Origin of the sequence: Paraburkholderia sp. 22099 (assembly GCF_052045835.1) — a bacterium.
Lineage (GTDB): Bacteria > Pseudomonadota > Gammaproteobacteria > Burkholderiales > Burkholderiaceae > Paraburkholderia > Paraburkholderia terricola.
This window is the reverse complement of sequence record NZ_JBQEPU010000001.1, coordinates 1-24,839: the sequence shown is the minus strand read 5'-3', so window position 1 is coordinate 24,839 and position 24,839 is coordinate 1. Positions and strand designations below refer to the sequence as shown.

General features: G+C 65.5%; 18 protein-coding genes. 8 read left to right on the top strand and 10 right to left on the bottom strand.

The genetic code is table 11. The features are described 5' to 3' along the window. Positions 1 to 75 precede the first annotated feature (75 nt). Together ACTJLC_RS00090 and ACTJLC_RS00085 are read right to left on the bottom strand one after the other, a co-directional pair. On the bottom strand, positions 76 to 873 hold the full coding sequence (locus ACTJLC_RS00090; RefSeq protein WP_440843120.1) for an SGNH/GDSL hydrolase family protein: 798 nt from the start codon (positions 871 to 873) through the stop codon (positions 76 to 78). Between the two features lie 26 nt (positions 874 to 899). Next, positions 900 to 2,033, bottom strand: coding sequence for an acyltransferase family protein (locus ACTJLC_RS00085; protein WP_073426635.1), 1,134 nt, complete (start codon positions 2,031 to 2,033; stop codon positions 900 to 902). 690 nt (positions 2,034 to 2,723) lie between these two features. Between ACTJLC_RS00085 and ACTJLC_RS00080 the strand changes: the two genes are divergently transcribed. From ACTJLC_RS00080 to ACTJLC_RS00070, 3 genes are read left to right on the top strand one after another with little or no spacing between them, the layout of a single operon-like run. Next, positions 2,724 to 4,925 carry a hypothetical protein gene (locus ACTJLC_RS00080; protein ID WP_114162425.1) on the top strand — a complete coding sequence of 734 codons (2,202 nt, stop codon included), beginning with the start codon at positions 2,724 to 2,726 and terminating at the stop codon, positions 4,923 to 4,925. A gap of 52 nt (positions 4,926 to 4,977) precedes the next feature. Further along, positions 4,978 to 6,444: a flippase gene (locus ACTJLC_RS00075; RefSeq protein WP_073426633.1), complete on the top strand. Its 1,467-nt coding sequence runs from the start codon at positions 4,978 to 4,980 to the stop codon at positions 6,442 to 6,444. Further along, on the top strand, positions 6,441 to 8,888 hold the full coding sequence (locus ACTJLC_RS00070; protein ID WP_440843117.1) for a glycosyltransferase family 4 protein: 2,448 nt from the start codon (positions 6,441 to 6,443) through the stop codon (positions 8,886 to 8,888). Before ACTJLC_RS00075 ends, ACTJLC_RS00070 begins: the two co-directional genes overlap by 4 nt. 158 nt (positions 8,889 to 9,046) lie before the next feature. On the opposite strand, the gene ACTJLC_RS00065 is transcribed toward ACTJLC_RS00070, so the two are convergent. Beyond that, positions 9,047 to 10,249 carry an acyltransferase family protein gene (locus ACTJLC_RS00065; RefSeq protein WP_347143473.1) on the bottom strand — a complete coding sequence of 401 codons (1,203 nt, stop codon included), beginning with the start codon at positions 10,247 to 10,249 and terminating at the stop codon, positions 9,047 to 9,049. A gap of 255 nt (positions 10,250 to 10,504) precedes the next feature. Here ACTJLC_RS00065 and ACTJLC_RS00060 point away from each other — a divergent pair, with 255 nt between their 5' ends. Then, entirely contained in the window at positions 10,505 to 10,648 is a 144-nt protein-coding gene (locus tag ACTJLC_RS00060) for a hypothetical protein (RefSeq protein WP_167363261.1), read from the top strand. Between the two features lie 317 nt (positions 10,649 to 10,965). Next, a complete protein-coding gene (gene galU, locus ACTJLC_RS00055) occupies positions 10,966 to 11,871 on the top strand; it encodes a UTP--glucose-1-phosphate uridylyltransferase GalU (RefSeq protein ID WP_073426630.1) in 906 nt (301 codons plus the stop codon). A 186-nt stretch (positions 11,872 to 12,057) separates the two neighbouring features. Here galU and ACTJLC_RS00050 read toward each other — a convergent pair whose 3' ends face one another. The 5 genes from ACTJLC_RS00050 to glcD form a co-directional block, all read right to left on the bottom strand. Continuing rightward, entirely contained in the window at positions 12,058 to 14,229 is a 2,172-nt protein-coding gene (locus tag ACTJLC_RS00050) for a malate synthase G (RefSeq protein WP_440843115.1), read from the bottom strand. An 83-nt stretch (positions 14,230 to 14,312) separates the two neighbouring features. After that, the gene (locus ACTJLC_RS00045) at positions 14,313 to 14,717 is read right to left on the bottom strand and encodes a heme-binding protein (RefSeq protein ID WP_083083725.1); all 405 of its coding nucleotides are present in this window, start codon (positions 14,715 to 14,717) and stop codon (positions 14,313 to 14,315) included. A gap of 19 nt (positions 14,718 to 14,736) precedes the next feature. Continuing rightward, positions 14,737 to 16,005: a glycolate oxidase subunit GlcF gene (gene glcF, locus ACTJLC_RS00040; protein WP_440843112.1), complete on the bottom strand. Its 1,269-nt coding sequence runs from the start codon at positions 16,003 to 16,005 to the stop codon at positions 14,737 to 14,739. A gap of 56 nt (positions 16,006 to 16,061) precedes the next feature. Continuing rightward, a complete protein-coding gene (gene glcE / locus ACTJLC_RS00035) occupies positions 16,062 to 17,105 on the bottom strand; it encodes a glycolate oxidase subunit GlcE (protein ID WP_440843110.1) in 1,044 nt (347 codons plus the stop codon). A gap of 20 nt (positions 17,106 to 17,125) precedes the next feature. Next, positions 17,126 to 18,625 (bottom strand): glycolate oxidase subunit GlcD, encoded by a 1,500-nt coding sequence (gene glcD / locus ACTJLC_RS00030; protein WP_440843109.1) that lies wholly within the window; start codon positions 18,623 to 18,625, stop codon positions 17,126 to 17,128. 252 nt (positions 18,626 to 18,877) lie between these two features. On the opposite strand from glcD, the gene glcC reads away from it, so the two are divergent. Both glcC and ACTJLC_RS00020 read left to right on the top strand, forming a co-directional pair. After that, positions 18,878 to 19,645, top strand: a complete 768-nt coding sequence (gene glcC, locus ACTJLC_RS00025) for a transcriptional regulator GlcC (RefSeq protein WP_073426624.1) — start codon at positions 18,878 to 18,880, stop codon at positions 19,643 to 19,645. 462 nt (positions 19,646 to 20,107) lie between these two features. Then, positions 20,108 to 20,992, top strand: coding sequence for an MOSC domain-containing protein (locus ACTJLC_RS00020; protein WP_440843107.1), 885 nt, complete (start codon positions 20,108 to 20,110; stop codon positions 20,990 to 20,992). Between the two features lie 88 nt (positions 20,993 to 21,080). Here the strand turns inward: ACTJLC_RS00020 and ACTJLC_RS00015 are convergent, their stop codons facing one another. Then, positions 21,081 to 21,467, bottom strand: a complete 387-nt coding sequence (locus ACTJLC_RS00015) for a response regulator (protein WP_440843105.1) — start codon at positions 21,465 to 21,467, stop codon at positions 21,081 to 21,083. 320 nt (positions 21,468 to 21,787) lie between these two features. Continuing rightward, positions 21,788 to 22,603, bottom strand: a complete 816-nt coding sequence (cobA, locus tag ACTJLC_RS00010) for a uroporphyrinogen-III C-methyltransferase (protein ID WP_347143479.1) — start codon at positions 22,601 to 22,603, stop codon at positions 21,788 to 21,790. 731 nt (positions 22,604 to 23,334) lie between these two features. On the opposite strand from cobA, the gene nirB reads away from it, so the two are divergent. Next, positions 23,335 to 24,839 (top strand): nitrite reductase large subunit NirB (gene nirB / locus ACTJLC_RS00005; protein ID WP_440843103.1); only part of this gene is annotated, 1,505 nt, incomplete at its 3' end.

Below are 24,839 nucleotides of genomic sequence, written 5' to 3'. Positions count from 1 at the left end.
GAAAAGCGCCTGTCGGAAGCACGCTTCTTCGCGAGCCACTCACAAGGCGCACCCCAGGCGCACCCGAGAAAAGCTTCAGAGCGCGCCGTCCAGCAGTCGCCGCACCAGCGGATCGACGATTTGAAAATCTTCCTCGGCCTTGAGCCGGTACAAGCCCGGCTTCGGATGCGCGCCGTCGGACATCAGCGTCTTCCAGTCGGGCAAATTGCTGATGTAGGCAAACTGGTCGACGAGCGGCACCTGCTGTTCGGCGGCCACGCGGCGCGTCATCGCCACCATCGCGGCGAGCCGCGCGTTGAGCCGGCCGTCGGGCATCGGATTCGAGGTCTGTAGAACCGGCTCCTTGCCGAGCGCGCGGGCGGTTTTCACGAGCGCCGTTTCGGCCGCGTAGAACGCCTCGGGCGTCTGGTTCTGCATGACTTCGTTGATGCCGTAATTGATCAGCACGATCTGCGCGGGCGACGCGGCGAGCCGCTCCTGCCACGGCAGCCCGGCGCTCGGGCCGGCGCGGCGGTTGCCGGTGCCGTCGCGCAGTTGCGTCGCCATCGTGCCGCCCACGCCGTAGTTCGTGACGCGCACGCGTTCGCCGTGCCGCGCCTGCAATTCATCCTGCAAAAAAGCCACGGCGTTTTGCGCCTGCGGGCCGCAATGACCGTCGCTGCATGTGATGCCGAGCGTGGTCGAATCGCCATAGGCGTCGATCAGCACCTGGGCCGGTTTTGCACGCGCCTGCGTTTGCGTCAAATTCGTCGGCTTCGCCTGGCTTGTGTCCACGCTGGCCGCATGCGCGCCGGCCGGCAACGAAAGCAGCGCAAACGACAGCAGCGCAAACGACAGCAGCGCGAGCGAAGCGAGCGCCGCGGTAGTCCTCAAGCTCGCTCTGCGCCATCCGCGGCGCCTCATGCACGGCTGCGCGGCGCTTGCGACGCGGCCCCGCCACGGCCCGTGGCCGGCGCCTGCGGCGCCGCCCACGTGACGCCCGCGCCCGGCACCGGCGCTTGCGCCGCTTTGCCGCCCGCGCCGAAAATCAGCCGCTTCTCGAACGCGAACCACGTGATGCTCGCGTAGGCGAGCGTGATCGCGAGCGCGAGCGCCGCGGTCATGTAGCGGTTCAGATGCAGCGGCCACAGCGCGTACAGCACGCTCAGGTGAATCAGATAAACCGTGTAGCTGATGGTGCCGATATAGACCAGCACCGGATTGCACAGCAGCCGCTTGACGATGCCCTTGCTTTGCAGGGCGATGACCACGACGGACGTGCAAAGCACCAACGAAACGCTGTAGAGCCCCGCGTTGGAGAGCGGCGTATTGGCCGCGCGAAAACGCGGGTAATGCAGATGCAGCCACGCCAGCACGGCGAGCGCGGCGAATACGCCGAGCACCGCGACGCCCTTGAACGGTTCGAGCGCGTCGCGATCGCGCCGCACGGCGACCGCGAGCAGCGCGCCGGCCGCGAGCAGGTCCATGCGAAACGGCGTCAGGTAATAGATCGGCCAGAACGAATCGAACCAGGGCGTGGCGACCGCGCGCAGCACCGGCACGAGCAGGATCAACGCGGCCGCGACGTAGCCGAGCACGCGCTCGGGCACGAGCAGGATCACGAACGGCCAGAAAATATAAAACTGCTCCTCGACGGCCAGCGACCACAGCACGTTCAGGCTGTCGTGGCCGCTCTGGTTGAGCGCGTCGCCGATATTCGTCGCGAAGAACGCGTACCACTGCCAGTGTTGCGCCCAGCCGAGACCGAACAGCAGCGACGACACCACCATCAGCAGCAGATACGGCGGCAGGATGCGCCGCGCGCGGCGCGCGTAGAAGTAAGCGAAATACGACTGCTCGCGCGACTTGCGTTCGAGCAGGATGCCGGTAATCAGAAAGCCGCTCAGCACGAAGAACAGATCGACGCCCATCCACAGCGGCGCCTTCAGCGCGTGCTGCGCGAACACCGCGAGCACGGCGATCGCGCGCAAGCCGTCGAGCTGCACGATGCGGCGGGAGTGGGAAGGCGCTAAGGGCAGGGCGCTGGCAGTCATGAACCGTCCATGGTGTGAAGCGGATGGGCCGGGCGAAGCAACGCGCGTTCGGCAACCACAGGCGCGCTCGCTTCGCGTCGCAACGGAAGTGCAATCGATTCTAGGCAAAAGAAAATCGTGAAAAAACGGGAATGAATTGGATAAATGAATCAGATTGCAACAGGGTGTTTCGTTATTCATTTCCAATGAGTTTTCATGCTTGTGCCGAAGGCGTGACGCGACGCGTAAGAACTGCGCCGTGAGCCTGGCCGCGTCGGTAAGCTTGGCTGCAACGGCCTCGCGCCGGCCAGCCCGGCGTCCATTCCGTTTTAATCGATTTTTAAATCAGTTTCTTTCATTGCGCTTAAAGCGGCGAATATTTTTGAATTATTTTCGATTTTCGTCGCGGTGTTTTTTCCGCGTAATGTGAGCCGTGTGAATTGGGTGGCCAAGGACGGCGCGTGGGCCGCACCCGGTTGTCCCGCTCGCGAGCCCGCGGCGCTGCCGCTTCCCGTTGCCTGCATGCCGCCTCGCCGTCGTTACCCGACCTCGTGTCCTGCGCGAACCGGTCTGATGTTCTTGTGTTGCTTCTGGCTTTTTTGTACCCGTTCGTATTCGTTCGCAAGCGTTCTTACCGTGACCTCACCGGATTTTTTTATCCGCGCGGGTCGTTTGCCTGAGCGCGGCGCGCCGCTGATTGGAGAAAATACTTTGCCCCGTTTCGCGTTCAAAAGCTGGTGTGCCGTGCTGGCATGTGCGGCGGGACTGGTCGCGGGATCGGTCGGCGTCACGGCTCGCGCGGAAACCGCGTTGAACGCGAAAACCTCATGGATCGGCAACACGTTCGGTTTCGGCGACGGCGCGTGGGCGCAAATCAATATCACCGCGATCGCGGTCGCGCCCGATGGCAAGGTCTATACGAACGCGCCGTGGGACGAGAGCGGCGCGGAAGCCAGCGTCTACCAGGACGGCAAGATGCTCGGCTTCGCGGGCGGCACGCACGGCTGGGGCAATAGCGGCGGCAACGCGATCGCGCTGAATCGCCAATACGCGTTCGTGGCGATCGCGGTCGGCAACGAGAAGGGGCGGCTCGTCGAGCAGGGCGTATGGCCGCAGAAGGGCAAGCAATGGTTCGGCATCTCGCGCCGGCTGATCGCCGATCCGAAGCGCGCCGCGCCGTTTCAGCCGGCCGCCAAAAGCGGCGACCCGCATGCGCAGCTCGCCGCGGGCTTCCTGATGATGAACGAAGTGCCCACCGGCACGAGCGCCGAAATCGGCGGCCTCGCGGCGAACGACACCACGCTGTTCGCGGCCAACACGGCGCGCGATCGCATCGAGGTCTACGACGCCGAATCGATGCAACAGAAAACCACCTGGACCGTGCACGAGCCGGGCCGTCTCGCGCTGGCGCCCGACGGCACGCTGTGGGTGCTGGCCGGCACGCGCAACGACCCGGCGCCGCACGTCGAGCACTACACGATCGCGGGCAAGCGCATCGACGAAAACTTCACGCTGCCCGCGGACACGCTCGCCGTCGATATCGCGGTGGACGCACAAGGGCGCATCCTGATCGCCGACAACGGTCCGCGTCAGCAGGTGCTGTTCTTCAGCAGGAGCAATGGCCGCTATGCGGAGTCGGGCTCGCTCGGCGAGCGCGGCGGTATTTTCAGCGGCGTGGCGGGCAGGCCGGGACCCCGGCGTTTCAACGGGCTGACCGGCGTGGGCGTGGATGCGCGCGGCAACGTGTATGTGTCGACCAACGGCATCGGTCCGCGCTACGAGCCGATCGGCGCGGGCCTCGGCGCCACGCTCGAAAGCTATGCGCCGGACGGCCGGCAGAACTGGCAGGTGCAAGGGCTGCTGTTCGTCGACGGCGCATGGATCGATCCGGCTCGGCCCGACAGCGTCTACACCGGCAACAAGCGCTTCGAACTCGATCTGTCGAAGCCCGCGGGGCAGGACTGGAAATACGTGGGCTTCCTGTCGAACCGCTTCAAGTATCCCGACGACCCCGTGTTTCACACCGACCAATATCCGGGGCTGCCGATCGCCCGCAAGCTCAAGGGCAAGACCTTCCTGTATCTCACCGACATGTACGCGGATCACCTGAAGATCTACCGCTTCGATCCGCAGCGCGACGGCGAGGTGGCCGCGCCCTCGGGCTTCATCGCCGGGCGCGAGCGCGCGGTGGCGAAGGTGCCGAACGCGCCGCCGGGCGGCGACTGGATCTGGCGCGACGCGAACGGCGACGGCAAATTCAATACCGACGAATTCACGCCGAACACGAGTGGCACCAAGCTCGCGGGCGGCTGGGGCTGGTGGGTCGATAGCGCGGGCGACATCTGGCGCACGCGCGACACCAAGGGCATCTATCGCTTCCGCTTCGGCGGGCTCGATGCGAAGGGCAACCCCGTCTACTCGTATTCGGACCTGACGCAATACCCGGTGCCCAAGCCCTTCACCGAACTGCATCGCGCGATTTACGAACCCGACACCGACACGATGTACGTGGCCGGCTATACGGCCGACACGCCGACCGATCGCGGCTTCTGGAAGGAAGTGGGCCGCGTGCTGGTGCGCTACGACAAATGGTCGAGCGGCAACCCCGTGCAGCGCTATTCGATCACGCTGCCGTGGACCACGCAAAGCAAGCCGATCGCCACGATCATCGGGCTCACCGTCGAGGGGCAATACGTGTTCGGCGTGGAGCCGGTCGGCGCGGTGCACGTGTGGGACAAGGACAGCGGCAAGGAACTCGGCGTGATCCGGCCGGGCCCGGAAGTGGGCCGCGCGTCGGGCTGGGTCGACGTGCCCAACGGCATCAGCGCCGCGAAGCGAAGCAACGGCGAGTACCTCGTCTTCGTCGAGGAAGACGCGCGCGGCAAAGTGATGATGTACCGCTGGAAACCTTGATGAAGCGCACAGAACAACAGGCAGTCAACCGTATTCAACCCCAGGGCATCCGATGGACAAAGGCATTCTCAAGAACGTAGCGATCAATTTTTTCGGGTTGGTGCTGCCCACCTTCGTCTCGCTCGTGACCGTGCCGTCGTATATCAGGCTGCTCGGCGTCGAACGCTACGGCGTGATCAGTCTCGTGTGGACCCTGATCGGCTACTTCGGGATTCTGGATCTCGGCATGAGCATGGCCGCGCAGAACCACATCTCGAAGGCGCGCGCGTCCGGCGACAAGACCGAGAGCGCGCGCGTGTTCTGGAGCGCGACGTGGCTCAATCTCGCGACCGGCGTGATCGGCGGGCTGATGATTTACTTCGGCGCGTTTCTGTACACCGCGTATTTCACCAAGGTGTCGCCGGAGTTGCAGCACGAGGTGTACATGGCGCTGCCGTGGCTCGCGGTGGCGATTCCGATCGCCAACGTGTCATGGGTGTTCGCGGGCGCGATCAACGGCGCCGAGCGTTTCGGCGTCTACAACACCAATCAGACCATCGGCACGTTTCTGTTCCAGTTGCTGCCGCTCGGCGCCGCGCTGTGGCTGGGCGCGACCTTGCAGAACGTGCTGGCCGCCGCGGTGTTCGCGCGCATTCTCGCGGCGCTCCTGCTGGGCCGCTCCGCGCTGAAGGTGCTGGAAATCCGCAGCATCCTGCCGCCGCAACTGGGCGTCGCGAAGGGGCTCTTCAACTTCGGCGGCTGGATGCTGATCGCGAGCGTCACCAACATGATCGCCGAATCGCTCGACCGCGTGATGCTCGGCACGAGTCTCGGCGCGCGCTTCGTCACGTACTACACGGTGCCGCAAAACCTCGTCACGCGTCTGAACATCGTGCCGACGGCGATGGTGCGCACGCTGTTTCCGCGCCTTTCGGCGGTGAGCCGCGCCGACGCCGACACCATCACACGGCAGTCGCTCGAATTTCTCAACGGCGTGTTCACGCCGGTCGCGCTGGTCGCGATGCTGGTGCTCGAACCGTTCCTGCATCTATGGGTCGGCAATGAAATCGCCACCGTCGCCGCGCCGGTGGGCCGCGTGATGATCGTCGCGGTGTGGCTCGTCGGCCAGGCGAACGTCACGCGCATTCTGATCCAGTCGCAGGTCCATCCGGCCACCGCCGCGCGCGTCGGCTTGTTCGAATTGCCCTTGTTTGCAGGGGCATTGTGGTTCGGCATCACGCATTTCGGTTTGACCGGCGCGGCGTTCGCCGTGGCCGGCCGGGCGCTGTTCGACTATGCGGTGCTGCTGCGTCTGTCCGCGATTCACGCGCGGCAGATCGCGCTCGACATGCTCGCCCACCTCGCTTTCCTGCTGGCGAGCCTCTGGCTTGCCGGCTTCCTGCCGGGTCTCGCAATGGCGATCGTCGCCGGTGCATTGATGGTGGCGGCCAACGTCGCCTGGTCGATCACGATGACACCCGCCTTGCGCGATCTTGCGCGTTCACTGCTGTTGCGACTGAATTTGAGGAAAAGCGCATGAACCAGGACATCCTTGAAGAAGCCGTGCTGCAACCCGCGACGCGCAGCGCACTGGCCGAACTCACCACCGTTCCCGGCGCTGAGACGCAGTCGCGCCGCGCCGCGTTGCGCGGCGACAAGACGGTGCGCGTCGCGATCGTACATGACTGGCTCGTCACGTATGCGGGCGCGGAGAAGGTGCTGGAGCAGATCGTCGCGTGCTTTCCCGACGCGGACCTGTTCAGCCTCGTCGATTTTCTCGACGACCGCAGCTTTCTGCGCGGCAAGCCGGTGACGACTTCGTTCATCCAGACGCTGCCGCTCGCGCGCACCAAGTACCGCACGTATTTGCCGCTGATGCCGCTCGCGATCGAACAGCTCGACGTGTCGGCCTACGACGTGGTGATTTCGAGCAGCCACGCGGTCGCCAAGGGCATTCTCACCGGCCCCGACCAGGTGCATATCAGCTATGTGCATTCGCCGATCCGCTACGCGTGGGATTTGCAGCACCAGTACCTGCAGCAGTCGAAGCTCACCAACGGCCCCAAGTCGGCGATGGCGCGGCTGATTCTGCACTACATCCGCAACTGGGATATCCGCACCTCGAATTCGGTGGATGGATTCGTGGCGAACTCGGAATTCATCGCGCGGCGCATCAAGAAGGTCTATCAGCGCGAGGCGCAGGTGATCTTTCCGCCGGTCGACGTCGAGGCGTTTTCGCTGTGCACCGACAAGGACGATTTTTATCTCACGGCCTCGCGGATGGTGCCGTACAAGAAGATCGATCTGATCGTCGAGGCGTTCGCGCGGATGCCCGAGCGCAAGCTCGTGGTGATCGGCGACGGCCCCGACATGCAGAAGATCCGCGCGAAGGCGGGGCCGAACGTCGAGATCCTGGGCTATCAGCCGTTCAAGGTGTTGAAGGAGAAGATGAGCCGCGCGAAGGCTTTCGTCTTCGCCGCCGAGGAGGACTTCGGCATTTCGGTGGTCGAGGCGCAGGCATGCGGCACGCCGGTGATCGCCTACGGCAAGGGCGGCGCGCTCGAAACCGTGCGCGATCTGTCCGAGCCGCGGCCGACCGGCATGTTCTTCGACGACCAGAACGCCGAGTCGATCATCGCCGCGGTCGAGCGTTTCGACGAGCACGTGAAGCGTTTTTCGCCGGTGGATTGCCGCGCGAACGCGGAGCAGTTTTCCGCCGCGAATTTTCGCGAGCGCTTCTTCGCGCATGTGCGCGCTTCGGTGCCGGCGTTGCGTTCGGCCACGCTGCCGCCTTACGTGCCCTACAAGGCCGAAGCAGGCGCCGACGCGCCGCGCATTCTCGCCGTCGATCAGAGCGGCGTGCTCGGCGGCGCCGAGCTGTCGCTGCTGGAAATCGTCAAGGCGCTGCGCTCGCGCATCGAGGTCGTGCTGTTCGACGACGGCCCGTTTCACACCGCATTGGCCCGGGCCGGCGTGAGCGTCGACGTGCTGGATGCCGGCGCCTTGCGCCACGTTCGCAAGCAAGGCGGCTCGCTGCCGAAGGGCCAGGCGCTCAAGGGCTTGCTCTCGCTCGTGCGCGCCACCGCGAAACGCGCGCGCAATGCCGACGTGATCTACGCGAACACGCAGCGCGCGATGGTGATCGGCGCGATTGCCGGCAAGCTGGCGAGGCGGCCGGTGGTCTGGCATCTGCGCGATATCGTGAGCCCCGAGCATTTCGGCGGCAAGCAGTTGGCGATCATCAAGTGGTGCGCGCGCCTCGGTCTCACGCACGTGATCGCCAATTCCGCCGCTTCGGCGCGAGCGTTCACCGAACTCACGCGGTTCGACGAAAAACGTGTCGACGTGGTGTTCAACGGTATTTCCGCCGCGCCGTTCGACGCGTTGCGCACGGTGCCGCAGGCGGCGCTGCGCGAGCGCCTGAACCTGCCGCGCGACGCCTTCCTGGTGGGCTCGTTCAGCCGCCTCGCGCGCTGGAAAGGCCAGCACGTGCTGCTCGAGGCGATGGTCCTCAATCCGCGCATGCATGCGGTGCTGGTGGGCGCGCCGCTGTTCGGCGAGGACCAGTACGAGATCGAACTGCACGCGTTCGTCGCCGCGCACAAGCTGGGCGACCGCGTGCATTTCCTCGGCTTCCAGCACGACATTCCGGCGTGCATGTGCGCGGTCGACGCGGTCGTTCACACGTCGATCACGCCGGAGCCGTTCGGCCGCGTGATCGTCGAAGGCATGCTGGCGCAGCGGCCGGTGGTGGCGGCTCGCGCGGGCGGCGTGCTGGAGATCATCGACGACCACGAGAACGGCGTGCTGTGCACGCCGGGCGATGCGCAAGGACTCGCCGACGCGCTGAGCGAATTGCAATCGAACGACGCGTTGCGCAACAAGCTCGTCAGCAACGGCTATCAAACGGCGCTGCGCCGGTTCGGCACCGCCACTTATGTCGAGGGCGTCGAGCGGATTCTGAAGCGCGTGGTGGCGCGCTGAGCGCGTTGCGAGTGAATGGATTTGTGCGGGGTAGGGACGGGGACTTGGCCAGTCCCCGCCGTTAGCGCAACGGAGCGAAAGTCCCAGGGACTTCGCTCCGTTTTTTTATCGCGTGGATTTCAAGCCTGGATTTGACGCCTGGGTTTCAAGCCTGGATTTCAACCTTGTTTCAGCGCGGCTTTCGGTTTGAAACTGGCGGACCACTTCATGGCCGGCAGTTCGACCAGCCGGTAGAACACATAAGCGACCGGCACGGCCACCAGCATGTAGCCGAACGACGGCCAGATCGACATCTGCAGCGACGAGCGGAACAGCAGCGACGACAGCAGCACGAAGATCGGCAGATGGATCAGATACAGCGAGAAGCTGAAGTCGCCGAAGCGCGACAACACACGCAGACCCGGCGTGTCGGCGTTGCGGCGTTCCAGCGCCTTGTACAGATAGAACGCGAAGCCGATCGCCCACAACTGGAAGGCGCCGTACTGGCCGAAACGGAACGCCGCGCAGCCGAGCGCGATGAACCCCGCGGCCAGCACATAGAGCCAGATCGACGAGCGCGCCTGCGGCGCGGTGCGGGCCTTGGCGTCCGCGATCCACGCGCCGAGCGTCCACGAAAACCAGTACGACGTGAAAAACTGCAGGTCGTTACGCTCCAGCAGATAGGCGGACGCCACGTTGACCACCGCGACGATCGCCAGCACGGAGGTCATGCCGATGCGCCGGCGCAGCGCGAACAGCAGCGGATAGACCGCATAGAACTGCACTTCGAGCGAGAGCGTCCAGAGCGCGCCGTTCGAGCCGAACGTCTTGCCGGCCACGCCTTGCAGCGAAAACAGATTGACGAGGAAAGCCTGCAGGCCGATCTCGCGGATCTTGTGGCTGACGGGCGGCAGTTGCAGGCTGAACCAGTCGAGCGCGAAGGTCAGCACGAGCGCCGCCAGCAGCACCGGATAGATACGCGCGAAGCGGCGCACCCAGAAATTGCCGGTATCGAGCCGGTAAGCGGGATTTTTCGCGAGCCGCAGTGCGGCGCTGCGATGAATGCAGTATCCGCTGATGACGAAGAAAATCGGCACGCCCGCCGAGCCCCATGCAATCGGGAAGGTCAAATACGCGGCAATCGCATTCAGATTGAATGAATGACCGGCGCTTTGATGAAACGCCTGCATGCCGACCCATTCGATCTGCCGGCAATGGAAATAGGCGACCAGCAGCGCGGCGAAGCCCCGCAGCGCGTCGATGACATGCTCCTTGCCGGCGCTGTCGGCGCGCGCCTCGCTCTGCGCGCGCGGCGCGGCGCCGGAGCGGGCGGGGGAAAGGGGCAGGGATGAGCCGGCGGCATCCAGTGCTGAGTCGCTCATGCGCGGTCCTTATTCTGGAGAAGGGAAAAGCTGATTCCTGGGCGCATGCGCGCCCGCGATGCATGACATCCTAGTGCAACGAGGCGGGCAAAAAATCGGATAAAAAATGACATGACGAATCGCATGACGAATGCCATAAGCGCGCAATTTTGTGACGAATTGTAATTAAGTCTTATCAAATGCGGCGGCGAATTATTCACCGCTTTTGTCGTGTTAATTTTTGACTTGGGGATTCTACTGACCAGAGGTGAAGTCATGAACCTGCATCTACTCGCCGGCATCGCCGTGCTGCTGATCCTCGTCGCCGCCTCCGCTTACCGGGAGGCGCTGCGCAATGAGCCGATCCGCCGCTTCCGGATGAATTCGGGCAAGCTCCCGCAGATCGACGAGAACGAATAACGCGCGCGGCTAGCCGCAGCAAAAGCAATGACGCGCCCGCGACCTCCGTTCGTCGGGGCGCGTACCGTCCACCGCAACGCCGTTTGGCCGGATACGTAAAATTTTCGGCATTTCCGAAAACAATTCGCTTTCGCCACGTAATTGTTTCCTGTTCCTTGTCACGATGCGATATAGCGAAAGCGAATTGAATTAAATATTCCGGATGGAAAAATTCACGCGTGAACCGAGTTAATTTTTTTGTTAGTCTTTTCGACGACATCGATTGGCCGAAAGGTCCGCGAACACACTAATCTCTAACCGATGTGGGAATGCCTACCATGCTGAAAGTCACCAAAGCCGTGTTTCCCGTAGCGGGCCTCGGGACACGGTTCCTGCCGGCTACCAAAGCAAGTCCCAAGGAAATGCTGCCGATCGTCGACAAGCCGCTGATTCAATACGCGGTCGAGGAAGCGATCGCCGCCGGCATCACCGAAATGATCTTCGTGACGGGCCGCAGCAAGCGCGCCATCGAAGACCACTTCGATAAATCGTATGAAATCGAGGCCGAGCTCGAAGCGCGCAACAAGCAGAAGCTGCTCGACCTCGTGCGCAGCATCAAACCGGCCAACGTCGACTGCTTTTACGTGCGCCAGGCCGAGGCGCTCGGTCTGGGCCATGCGGTGCTGTGCGCCGAGAAACTGGTGGGCGACAGCCCGTTCGCCGTGATCCTCGCCGACGACTTGCTGCATAGCTCGAAGCCGGTGATGAGCCAACTGGTGGACACCTTCAATCACTATCACAGCTCGGTGATCGGCGTCGAAACCATCGACCGTGAAGACAGCCGCTCGTATGGCGTGGTGGACGGCCGCGAGTGGGAAGACAACGTGATCAAGCTGTCGGGCATCGTCGAAAAGCCGGCCCCGGACAAGGCGCCGTCGAATCTCGGCGTGGTCGGCCGCTATGTGCTGATGCCGACCATCTTCAAGCATATTCGCTCGATCAAGCCCGGCGCGGGCGGCGAACTGCAATTGACCGACGCGGTGCAGTCGCTGCTGACCGAAGAGCAGGTGCTCGCGTATCGCTACTTCGGCACGCGCTTCGATTGCGGCAGCAAGCTCGGCTATCTGAAGGCGACGGTGGAATTCGCGCTGCGCCATCCGGAAGTGAAGGCGGAATTCGAGGCGTATCTGCAAACGTTCATGCAGGCCAACATGCCGGCGCAATACACGGCTGAAGCGGCTTAAAGTTCAAGGGCCGTCCCTAACGTCCCTAACGTCCATAACGCCGTCCTTTAGGGCCGAGCCCGCAACGCATCACGCAGAAGCAACGCGCAGCAGCACCGCGCACATTAAAACGGGCGCCGCATCACGCGGCGCCCGTCCTTTTTTTCTGCCGCGCTCAAAGCGTATTCGAGCCTCGGCGTATCTCCCTCAGCCTTGCTTCATTTCAAGCCGGAACTTGTGCAGCAGCGGTTCGGTGTAGCCGCTCGTCTGCTCGCGCCCTTCGAACACCAGCGCCTGCGCGGCCTTGAACGCCACCGTGTCGAAGCCCGGCGCCATCGGCTTGTAGAACGGGTCGCCCGCGTTCTGCTCGTCCACCACCTTCGCCATGCGCTTGAACGTCTCTTCGACCAGCTCGCGCGTCACCACGCCGTGACGCAGCCAGTTGGCGATGTGCTGGCTGGAAATGCGCAGCGTCGCGCGGTCTTCCATGAGGCCGACGTTATGAATGTCGGGCACCTTCGAGCAGCCGACGCCCTGGTCGATCCAGCGCACCACGTAGCCGAGAATGCCCTGCACGTTGTTGTCGATTTCGCTGCGAATCTCGTCCGCGCTCCACTGCGCCGATTCGACGACCGGAATCGTCAAGAGGCCGTCGAGCAGTTCGTCACGCACCTTCGCCAAGTCGGTGCGCTCCAGTTCCTGCTGAACCGCTTGCACGTCGATCTGGTGATAGTGCAGCGCGTGCAGCGTCGCGGCGGTGGGCGAGGGCACCCAGGCGGTGTTCGCGCCGGCCTTCGGATGCGCGATCTTCTGTTCGAGCATCGCGTGCATCAGATCGGGCATCGCCCACATGCCCTTGCCGATCTGCGAGCGGCCGCGCAGGCCCGCGCTCAGACCGACCAGCACGTTGCTGCGCTCGTAGGCGGCAATCCACGTGCTCGACTTCATGTCGCCCTTGCGCATCATCGGGCCGGCTTCCATCGCCGTGTGCATTTCGTCGCCGGTGCGGTCGAGAAAGCCCGTGTTGATGAACGCGACGCGCTCGGACGCCTCGCCGATGCAGGCGAGCAGGTTGACGCTGGTGCGGCGCTCCTCGTCCATGATGCCCATCTTGATCGTGTTGCGCGGCAGCTTCAGCAAGACTTCGACGCGCGCGAACAGTTCGCTCGCGAACGCGACTTCGGCCGGGCCGTGCATTTTCGGCTTCACGATATAGATCGAGCCGGTGCGCGAATTCAGCTTGTGCTTGCGGTCGTGCAGCGCGCAGAGCGAGGTGATCACCGCGTCGAGAATGCCTTCGGGAATCTCGTGGCCGTCTTGAGTCAGCACCGCCGGGTTGGTCATCAAATGGCCGACGTTGCGGATGAAAAGCAGCGAGCGGCCGTGCAGCTTCACCGGCGTCTTGCCGTCCGCGCCGGTGTAGTCGCGATCGGCATTCAGACGGCGCGTGAAGGTCTTGCCGCCCTTCGTGACCTGTTCGGTCAGATCGCCGTTCATCAGGCCGAGCCAGTTGCGATAGAGCTGGACCTTGTCGTCGGCGTCGACGGCGGCCACCGAGTCCTCGCAGTCGATGATCGTGCTCACCGCCGCCTCGACCACCACGTCCTTCACGTGAGCCGCGTCGGTCTTGCCGATCGGATCGTTCGCGTCGATCTGGATTTCGAGGTGCAGGCCGTTGTGCTTAAGCAGCACCGCCGACGGCGCACCCGCTTCGCCCTGATAGCCGATGAACTGCGCGGGCGTCTTGAGTTCGCTCGCGCCGCTCTTCAGCGTGACGAGCAGCTTGCCGCCTTCCACCTTATAAGCCGTCGCGTCCGCGTGCGAGCCGTTCGCGAGCGGCGCGGCCTGATCGAGAAACTTGCGCGCATACGCGATCACCGCCGCCCCGCGCACCGGGTTGAAGGTCTTCCGCCGGTCGGCGCCGTTGCTCTCGGGAATCGCGTCGGTGCCGTACAGCGCGTCGTACAGGCTGCCCCAGCGCGCGTTCGCCGCGTTCAGCGCATAGCGCTGATTCGACAGCGGCACGACCAGTTGCGGGCCGGCCTGCTCGGCGATTTCGGTGTCCACGTGGTCGGTCGTGGCCTTGACGGCGGCTGGCGCCGGCACGATGTAGCCGATGCCTTCGAGAAACGCGCGAAAGGCGCGCGGATCGCGCACCGGGCCCGGATTGGCGCGATGCCAGTTGTCCAGTTCGGTTTGCAGACGGTCGCGCTCGGCGAGCAGCGCGCGGTTTTTGGGCGCCAGCTCGTGCACGAGGGCGTCGAAGCCGGACCAGAACGCGGCGCTGTCGATTCCGGTGCCGGGCAGGGCTTCGGTTTCGACGAACTGGTCGAGATTGGCGGCGACTTGCAGTCCGCCGCGCGGGTTCATCTGAGTCATCGACTGCTCCATCTATCTGAATGAATGGGGCCGATGTGGGGGCATCGGCCCGCGTTGTGCCGCGTTCTTCCGCTTGCCGCGACTCAGGCGGCGATCGCCGCAATGCCCGCGCGGGCGATCTGCGCGTCCTGGTCCGACTTCACGCCCGACACGCCGACCGCGCCGACCACCTGGCCCTCGACGATCACCGGCACGCCGCCTTCCAGCGTGCCTTGCAGCGGCGCGCTCAGGAATGCGGTGCGGCCGTTGTTGATCATGTCTTCGTATACCTTGGTTTCACGGCGGCCGATCGCCGAAGTACGGGCCTTTTCCGTCGCGATGTACGCGCTGGACGGCGCGCTGCCGTCCAGACGCAGCATTCCGAGCGGGTGGCCGCCGTCGTCGACCACCACGATCGCGACGGCCCACTTGTTCTTCTCGGCTTCCGCGCGCGCGGCTTCGAGGATCTGGGTCGTTTCGGCGACGGTCAACACGGGTTTGCTCAGCATGATCGATGTCCTGTTTCGTTTAAGGTAAGGAGGCTTCTACAAGTTCTATCCAATGACGCACCGGCGTGCGCCCCGCGCCGTCCAGATGCGCCTGGCAGCCGATGTTGGCCGTGACGATCAGCGCCGGCCGGCCGCTTTCCAGCGCGTCGAGCCGGTTGTCGCGCAAGCGCTCGGCCAGCTCGGGCTGGGTGATCGAATACGTGCCCGCCGAACCGCAGCACAGATGCGCGTCGGGCACCGCGGCGAGATCGAAGCCGAGCCGTTGCAGGACCGACTCCACCGCGCCGCCCAGCTTTTGCGCATGCTGCAACGTGCAGGGGCAGTGAAACGCGATCTTCCGCTGCGCGTGCCCGGGCGACGTTGCCGGCAACGCCGCTTGCAGCGTCGCCTGCGAGGGTTCCGCCTGCAAGCGCTCGAGCGGTTCCTCCGCCAGGATCTCGACGAGGTCCCGCGCCAGTTCGCTGACCCGCTGCGCTTTTGACGCATAGCGCGGGTCGTCGCGCAGCAGCTTCCCGTATTCCTTGACGAACGCGCCGCAGCCGCTCGCGGTTTGCACGATCGCCTCGGCGCCGGCTTCGATGGCGGGCCACCACGCGTCGATATTGCGCCGCGCCCGCGCAAGCCCGGCCTCTTGCGCATTCAGATGATAATCGGTCGCCCCGCAGCAGCCGGCCCGCCCGGCATTCACGATGCCGATGCCGAGCCGGTCGAGCACGCGGGCGGCGGCCGCGTTGGTGTTCGGTGACAGCGCGGGTTGCACGCAGCCTTCCAGCATCAGCATGTTGCGCGGATGCCGCGGCGCGGGCCTCGTCTTGGCCCGCGCGCCACGCCTGGGGATTTTACGTCCAAGCGCAGCGGGAAGAAATGGCCGCAGCGTGCGGCCGGTCCGGAGCAGCGCGTCGAACACCGCCGGATGCGGGATCACGCGGCGCAAACCCTCGCGCAGCAGGCGTTCGGACGCGGGCCGGCGAATCCGCCGTTCCAGTTCCGCGCGGCCGATATCGAGCAGCGCGTGATACGTGACGCCCGACGGGCAGGTGGTTTCGCAGTTGCGGCAAGTCAGGCAGCGGTCGAGGTGCAACTGCGTTTTGCGCGTGACCGGCTCGCCTTCGAGCATCTGTTTGATCAGATAGATGCGTCCGCGCGGGCCGTGGAGTTCGTTGCCGAGTAGCTGATAGGTCGGGCAGGTCGCGTTGCAGAAGCCGCAATGCACGCAGGAGCGCAGAATCTGTTCGGCTTCGTCCGCGCGCGCCAGGGTTTGGGCGGCGTCGCTGAGATTGGTTTGCATGGTGTGGATTCGCCTTCGGTATTCACAGAGCCGCGCTCATCGAGCGGCGCGCATGGTCACAGGCCGGCATACAGACGGCCCGGATTGAACAGGCCGCGCGGGTCGAGTTGCTGTTTGAGTTGCCGATGAAAACGCAGCAGCGCCGCGGGCAGCGGCGCGAACGGTTCGGCGTGCGCGTGCGGTGTGAAGCAGGTGGCATGACCGCCGGCGGCATGCGCGATCTGGCGGATCGTCGCGGCCGGCGCATCGCTTTTCAGCCAGCGTTGCGCGCCGGCCCAGTCGAGCAATGTGTCGCCCGGCAGCGGCACGAGCGGCGAAGCGTTCGGCAACGACAGGCGCCACAGCGCACGCGGATCGTCGAAAAAACCCAGACGGTGCTCGCGCAATGCGTCCCAGAAGCGTGGATCGAGTTCGTCGCCGCCGATGCGATCTCTTGCCGACGCCACCGACCCCGCACCGCCTTCGAGCCGCACATGCAAGCGGCCGTCGACGTGACATGCGCCGCTCATCGGCAACGCCGCGCGGCGCCATGCCGACAGCTCGCGCAGCGCTTCGCCCGCGTCGAGATCGAGCGTGAGGCTGCCGGATGCGCGCGGTTTCGGCAGCACCTTCAGCGAGACTTCGGTGATGAGGCCAAGACAGCCGAAGCTGCCGGCCAGCAGCCGCGACACGTCATAGCCCGCCACGTTCTTCATGACTTCGCCGCCGAAGCGCAGATGCTTCGCGTGACCGGTGATCACGCGGCAGCCCAGCACGAAATCGCGCACCGAGCCCGACCACGGACGGCGCGGCCCGGCAAGACCCGCGGCCACCATCCCGCCGACGGTGGCCGCGCCGAACGCGGGCGGCTCGCACGGCAGCATCTGGCCGGCGGCGTCGAGCGCGGCGTTCAACTCCGCGAGCGGCGTGCCGGCGCGCGCGGTGATGACGAGTTCGGTCGGGTCGTAGCCGACCACGCCGCGATGCGAGCGCGTGTCGATCGGCATGCCTTCGACGGGCCGGCCGAGCAACGCCTTGCTGTTGCCGCCGCGGATCGCCAGCGGCGTGCCGCGTTCGAACGCGTGCGCGACTTCGGCGACGAGCCGTTCGCTATCGTCCATCGAGACTGCTTCGATCAGTATCAGAAACGCTCCAGTTCGGGAAAGGGCAGTGCGCCGTGATGGACATGCATCGAGCCGAATTCGGCGCAGCGGTGCAGCGTCGGTACGTTCTTGCCGGGGTTCAGCAGGCCGCTCGGGTCGAACGCGGCTTTCAGCGCGTGGAAGAACGACAGTTCGTCGCTGTTGAACTGCGCGCACATCTGGTTGATTTTTTCGCGGCCCACGCCATGCTCGCCGGTGATGCTGCCGCCCACCGCCACGCACAGTTCGAGGATCCTGGCGCCGAGCGCTTCGGCGCGTTCGGTTTCGCCGGGCGCGTTCGCATCGAACAGGATCAGCGGATGCATGTTGCCGTCGCCGGCATGGAACACGTTGGCGACGCGCGGACCGTATTGCGTCGACAGATCCTCGATGCCCTTGAGCACGCGCGGCAATTCGCGGCGCGGGATCGTGCCGTCCATGCAGTAGTAGTCGGGCGAGATGCGGCCCACGGCGGGGAACGCATTCTTGCGGCCCGCCCAGAAACGCTGGCGCTCGGCTTCGTCTTTGGCGACGCGGATATCCGTCGCGCCCGCCGCGCGCAGCAGCGCTTCCACGCATGCCACGTCTTCCTGCACGTCGCTTTCCACGCCGTCGACTTCGCACAGCAGGATCGCTTCGGCATCGACTGGATAGCCCGCGTGGATGAAATCTTCCGCCGCGCGGATCGCGAGGTTGTCCATCATTTCGAGGCCGCCCGGAATCACGCCCGCGCCGATGATCCGCGCGACCGCCGCGCCGGCCTTTTCCACGTCGTCGAAACTCGCGAGCAGCACTTTCGCGCTTTGCGGTTTGGTGAGCAGCTTCACGGTCACTTCCGTGACGATGCCGAGCATGCCTTCCGAGCCGGTGAAGAGCGCGAGGTAGTCGAAGCCGGGGGCGTCGAGCGCTTCGGAGCCGAGCGTGATGCGCTCGCCGTCGATGGTGAGAATCTCCAGCTTGAGGATGTTGTTCACCGTCAGCCCGTACTTCAGGCAGTGCACGCCGCCCGCGTTCTCCGCGACATTGCCGCCGATCGAACAGGCGATCTGCGACGACGGGTCCGGCGCGTAGTAGAGGCCATGCGGCGCGGCGGCCTGCGAGATCGCGAGATTGCGCACGCCGGGTTGCACGCGGGCCACGCATGCGTCGGGATCGACTTCGAGAATGCGGTTAAAGCGCGCCATCACCAGCAGAATGCCTTTGTCCAGCGGCAATGCGCCGCCCGACAAGCCGGTGCCGGCGCCGCGCGCGACCACCGGAATCTCGTGCTCGCTGGCGAATTTCAGCAGCGCCTCGACGTGTTCCACCTTGTCGGGCAACGCGACCAGCATCGGCGTCGCGCGATAGGCGGCGAGGCCGTCGCATTCGAATGGCCGCAGGTCTTCCTGCTCGTGCAGCAGTTCCATGCCGGGAATCAGCGCGTGCAGCCGCGCGACGACGGTGGCTTTGTCGTGCGTCGCGAGCGGGCCGTCGACGCGCTCGTCGTAGTGATAGCTCATGTGGGGGTCTCCTGGCGCGGCGCTTCAAGCTGGCGGAATGCCCGTGGGCAACGGCGCGCGAACGTGTCTCCGACGGGATTGTTGCGGCTATGACGGCCTGTGTCGATGGGGCGGCGAGGTGGTCGTACCAGTTTTTGATTGAGCGTTTGGCGGGCATTTCTCCTTAAAGTGCCTGAATTGAGGCGCTTTCGAGAGGATATGCACACATCGCGTGCTAGCATTTGAAATTGGTCGTACCAGTGAGATTGAACCATGCAGACAGCGGATCTTGAGAGCGCAAGGCAAGTGGCGGACGTGGTGGCCGAGCGTATCGAACGCCTGATCGTCGACGGCGTGCTGAAAACCGGGCAGGCGCTGCCCTCCGAACGGCGTTTGACCGACAAGCTGGGCGTCTCGCGAACGGCGCTGCGCGAAGGGCTCAAGCTGCTGCGGGCGCGCGGGATCATCGAGACTTCGCACGGCAGGGGTTCGTTCGTCGCGAGTCTCACCGCGCAGCCCGCGCTCACGCCGATGATGCATCTGCTCGGCTCGCAGCCGCGCACGCTCTACGATCTGTTCGAGGTGCGCGGCATGCTCGAGGCGGAGTCCGCGCGGCTCGCGGCGCTGCGCGGCACGCCCGCCGACTTCGTGCTGATCACGCGCCGCTATGAGGAAATGCTGGCGGCGCACGGCAAGGAGACGAGCGCCTCCACGCACGCGCGGCTCGATCACGCGTTTCATCTCGCGATCTGCGAGGCCTCGCACAACCCGGTGCTGGTGCATACCTTGAGTTCGCTGACCGACTTGCTGCTGAGTTCGGTGTTCGCGTCGGTGAACAATCTCTATCATCGCGAGCCGCACAAGCGCGTGATCGACCGGCAGCACGCGCGGCTCTATAACGCCGTGACCGGCAAGCTGCCGGAACAGGCGCGCCGGGCCGCGGCCGATCACATCAAGAGCGTGTGCGCGAATCTGCGTGAAATCGAGCAGGAAGAGCAGCGGCTCGTGCGTGCCACGTTGCGGCTGGAAGGGTGGGAGTGAGCGGCGCGAGCGCGGCGCAAGCGCGGCGCGAAGATGGCGCGCTAGCGGCAGGGGGGCGGCACAGGCGCGGCGCGAAGATGGCACGTTCGCGGCACGAGGGCAGCACAAGCGCGGCGCAAGCACGGCACGAAGATGGCACGTTCGCGGCACAAGGGCAGCGCAAGCGCGGCGCAAGCACGGCATAAGCGCGGCACGAATGCGGCGCAAGCATGGCACGAAGAGCACGTTCGCGGCACCTGGGCAGCGCAAGCGCGGCGCGAATGCAGCGCAAGCGCCGCACGACGAGGCACGAATGTGGCACAGGCGCGGCAGGATCGAAGCGCAAGCGGCGTCACCTTCGCTTCGACTCGAATGCGGGCGGCCCCGTCCATACACCTCCGCGAGACGCTACGACAAAGCGCGTAGGCACTTTACAATCGAGCCTCGACAAAAAAATCGCGTGTCCCGCACGCCCCCCACATCATGCCGACCATCAGCGAGCTTTTCGTCTATCCGATCAAATCCTGCGCGGGCATTGCGTTGAATGAAGCGCGCCTTCACGGCACCGGCCTCGAATACGACCGCGGCTGGATGGTGGTCGACGCGAGCGGCGCAATGCTCACGCAGCGCGCCTATCCGCGCATGGCGCTGATCAAGGTGGAATTCGGCGAACGGGAACTGGTGATCCGCGCGCCCGGCATGAGCGAACTGCGCACGCCGCTCGACGCCGCGCAATTGCACGCGCCGCAAAAAGTGCAAACCGTGGTGTGGCGCGACGCGGCCTACGGACTCGACACAGGCGCCGCGAGCGCCGCGTGGTTCTCGAACTTTCTCGACTTGCCGGCGCGGCTGTTGCGCTTCGATCCCGAGCGCGAACGCACCATCGATCCCGAGTACACCGGCAGCACCGGCGGCGCGACCACGCATTTCGCCGACGGCTTTCCGCTGCTGGTGATCGGTCAGGCTTCGCTCGACGATCTGAACGTGCGTCTGAACAGCAAGGGCGCGCCGTCGATTCCGATGAGCCGGTTCCGTCCCAACATCGTGCTGACCGGACTGGATGCGTACGAGGAGGATTACGTCGAAAGCCTGAGCATCGAGCATGCCGAAGGGCAGCAGGAGCAGGATGTGCAATTGCAACTGGTCAAGCTGTGCGCGCGCTGTCCGATGCCGACCATCGACCAGGCGAAGGGCGCGCCCGATCCCGATTGGCCGAACGAGCCGACCGACACGCTGAGCGTCTACCGGGCGAACCCGCAGCGCGGCGGCAAGGTGACGTTCGGCAACAATGCGCTCGTCGCGCGCGGCGCCGGCGCGTGGCTGCGGGTCGGCCAGGCGGTGGAAGCGGAAATCGGTTTCGGCGATTAGCCGATCAGGCGACAGATCGGGCGCGGGGACCGGAAGTCGAAGCAGGCACCGGATCAGCCGGCGGCGTCATGCGCCAATCATGTGCCGCTCATGCACCCGTCAGCGCGGCGAGAATGACCGGCATCGGCGTCGGCTTGACGAAATGGTGATCGAAGCCCGAGCGCAGCGAGTCGTTCCTGTCGTCGGGACAAGCGAGGCCGGTCACGGCCACCAGCGTCGGCGGGGGCGTGTCGCCCACGTTGCGGATGCACCGCGCCACCGAGCGTCCGTCGAGGCGCGGCATCTCGACGTCGAGCAGGGCGGCGGCCGGGTGCCACGCGCAATACTGCGCGAGCGCGTCGAGCCCGTTCTCCGCGGTCCGAACGTCGAAACCATGAGCGACGAAGAAAAGGGCGTAGGCGGCCAGCAGGTTCGCATCGTCGTCCGCGATCAGCAGCCGCGCAGCCAGGGGACTCGAAGCTAAGTGACTCGACATCGGGCTTCCTCGGATTGCATTCCCTGTGTAGAACAACAGAGCGAGCAATTTGAAGTCCCGATTCAGGCGTCGCCGGGGCCGCGCATTGACGCGGCTTTCGCGAGGCAGCGGCCACCGGCCGGTGAAGAAATTGCCATCGGCGATGAAAGACGGCCATATGGTTGCGCCGTGCGGCTCTCGTGCCTCATGCGGCTTGTGCGCCTCATGTGGCTCATGCGGCTCGTGCGCCTCATGTGGCTCATGTGGCTCATGTGGCTCATGTGGCTCATGCGGCTGGTGCGCCTCGTGCCGCTCGTGCGCCTGGCGGGGTTCGTCCCGCTTCAGGCGGCCCTGGCGGTCGCCTCCCGCCCACGCGACTCGCCCGCATCCGCGGCGGTGACGCCATCGCGCGACGCGTCGGCGTCCTGCGCCCTCGGTTCGACGCTCTCGCCGATCGCATCCCCCACCAGAATCACCGCCGGACTGCCGAAGCCCGCGCTCGCGGCGTCGGCGGCCAGCCGGTCGAGGCGCGTGAGCAGACGCCGCTCGTCGGCCCCGCCCGCCCACTGCACGACGGCGGCCGGCGTGTCGGCCGGCAGGCTCGCGAGCAGCGCGCCGGCGAGGCTCTCGATGCGCCGCATTCCCATGTAGATGGCCAGCGTGGTGCGGGTCGCGGCGAGCGCGGCCCAGTCCGGCTCGCCGTGGTCCTCGGTGTGGGCGGTGACGAAGCTCACGCCGTGGCAATGGCGCCGGTGCGTCAGCGAGACGCCGAGGCCTGCCGCGGCAGCGAAGCCCGACGAGATGCCGTTGACGATCTCCACCGTGATGCCCGCGCCGCGCAACGCCGCGAGTTCCTCGCCGGCGCGTCCGAACAGCAGCGCCTCGCCGCCTTTCACGCGGACCACGTGCAAGCCCTTGAGCGCATAACGCTGCATCAGCCGTTCGATGAACGCTTGCGGCGTGGAGCGGCAGCCGCCGCGCTTGCCGACGCGAATCACGCGCGCTTGCGGCGCGAGCGTCACGATGTCGGGATTGGCGAGGTCGTCGAGCAGCACGACGTCGGCGGCCGCCAGCGCTTTCGCGGCCTTGAGGGTGAGAAGGTCGAGATCGCCTGGGCCGGCGCTCAATAACGTGACCTTGCCGGGTTGGGTGTTCATCGCGGTGTCCTTAGCCTGTGTGTCTGTCCTTGCCGACGGCAGCCGTCGCGTCGGCGTCGAATAAAAAACGGCGTCCGCCCGTGACTGGTCACGAGGGGACGCCGTTGTCCGTGTTCCTGCTGCTTGCGGTATTCCTGTGGAGCGGGGCGAGGCACTGCGCTGTGTCTCGCCTGTCGACCGCGTGGGCCGCGTTCGCTGCGTCATCGGCTGCGTTGCCGATGACGCCGGCATTCGCTCATGCAAATACCACGCCACCCGCGGCCTGGCTTGCCGCGCCGTTCGGCGAGCGCTTGCCGGGCGCTTGCCGCGCCGCGGCCGCAGGGCCAGCAAACACGCCGTCCACCCAACCGCCGCGCGCCCCATGCATGCCCGCTTCCCGCACGCGCCGGGTGCTGCGTCGCACCAAGCGTGTGCTTGCCTGCCTCAAAACCAATCGTCAGACCGCTGCGCCGCACGTCTGTGCGATTCGCCGCCAAGTCCCGCCGCACAGCGCTCGCGCGGCCTTTCCGCCCAATTGGCACAGCCTTTGCATTAAGCCCTGCCATCGGACCAACGAGGGTCCGGCGCGAGCGCAACAACAAGGCGCTCGCCGCAGTACAGGTCAGGACAACGGCGTCCCCCGAATTCAGTCATCGACTGGGTTCGCGGGACGCTTTTTTATTTTCCGAATCACTTTCGCCATCTGCCACGCGGCGGCGAACCCAGCCCAGCACATTCAGGAAAGCGCGGTCATGAAAATCATCGTTATCGGTCACGGGATGGTCGGTCACAAACTGGTCGAATGCCTCGCGCAGGACGCGGCGCACGGCCTCGACATCACGGTGCTGTGCGAGGAGCCGCGTCCCGCCTACGACCGCGTGCATCTGTCCGAATTTTTCTCGGGCAAGAGCGCGGACGACCTGTCGCTGGTCGAGCCCGGTTTCTTCGAGCGCCAGAACGTGCTGCTGAAGCTGAACGCGAAGGCCGTCTCGATCGACCGCGCCGCGCGCACCGTGACGGTATCGACCGGCGAGACGCTGCCGTACGACAGGCTGGTGTTCGCCACCGGTTCGTATCCGTTCGTGCCGCCCGTGCCGGGCCGCGAGCGCGCCGACTGCTTCGTCTACCGCACCATCGACGATCTCGAAGCGATGCAGGAATGCGGCGCGCGCTCGAAGACCGGCACGGTGGTCGGCGGCGGGCTGCTCGGTCTCGAATGCGCGAAGGCGTTGCGCGACATGGGCCTGCAGACGCACGTGGTGGAATTCGCGCCGCGTCTGATGGCCGTGCAGGTCGACGAAGGCGGCGGCCGCGTGCTGCGCACCAGGATCGAGGAACTGGGCGTGACGGTGCACACGCAGAAGAACACCACGGCGATCGTCGATGGCGAAAACGGCACGCACCGCATGCAGTTCGCCGACGGCACGCATCTCGACACGGACATGATCGTGTTCTCCGCGGGCATCCGTCCGCGCGACGACCTCGCGCGCGACAGCGGCCTGACGCTCGGCGCGCGTGGCGGCATCGTGATCGACAACGCCTGCCGCACGAGCGACCCGCACATCTATGCGATCGGCGAATGCGCGCTGTGGAACGGTCAACTGTTCGGCCTCGTCGCGCCGGGTTACGACATGGCGCGCACGGTGGCCAGGCAGTTGCTCGGCGAGCCGGCCGAATTCGCCGGCGCCGACATGAGCACGAAGCTCAAGCTGATGGGCGTGGACGTCGCGAGCATCGGCGACGCGCACGGCACGACGCCAGGCAGCCGCGCCTACCAGTTCAGCGACGAGCGCAAGCAGGTCTACAAGAAGCTGGTGGTGTCGGAATGCGGCAAGTATCTGCTGGGCGGCGTGATGGTCGGCGACGCCAGCGAATACGGCACGCTGCTGCAGATGATGCTGAACCGCATCGAACTGCCGGAAGCGCCCGAATTCCTGATCCTGCCGCAGAGCGACGGCAAGGCGAAGCCGGGACTCGGCGTCGACGCGCTGCCCGCGGCCGCGCAGATCTGCTCGTGCAACAACGTCTCGAAGGGCGATCTGTGCGCGGCCGTCTGCGCGGGCGCGACCGACATCGGCGCGCTCAAATGCGCGACCAGCGCCGGCACCTCGTGCGGCGGCTGCGTGCCGCTCGTCACCCAGGTGATGAAGGCCGAGATGAAGAAGCAGGGCCTCGCGGTCAACAACCACGTCTGCGAGCACTTCCCGTTCTCGCGCCAGGAGCTGTATCACATCGTGCGCGTCGAGGGCGTGCGCAG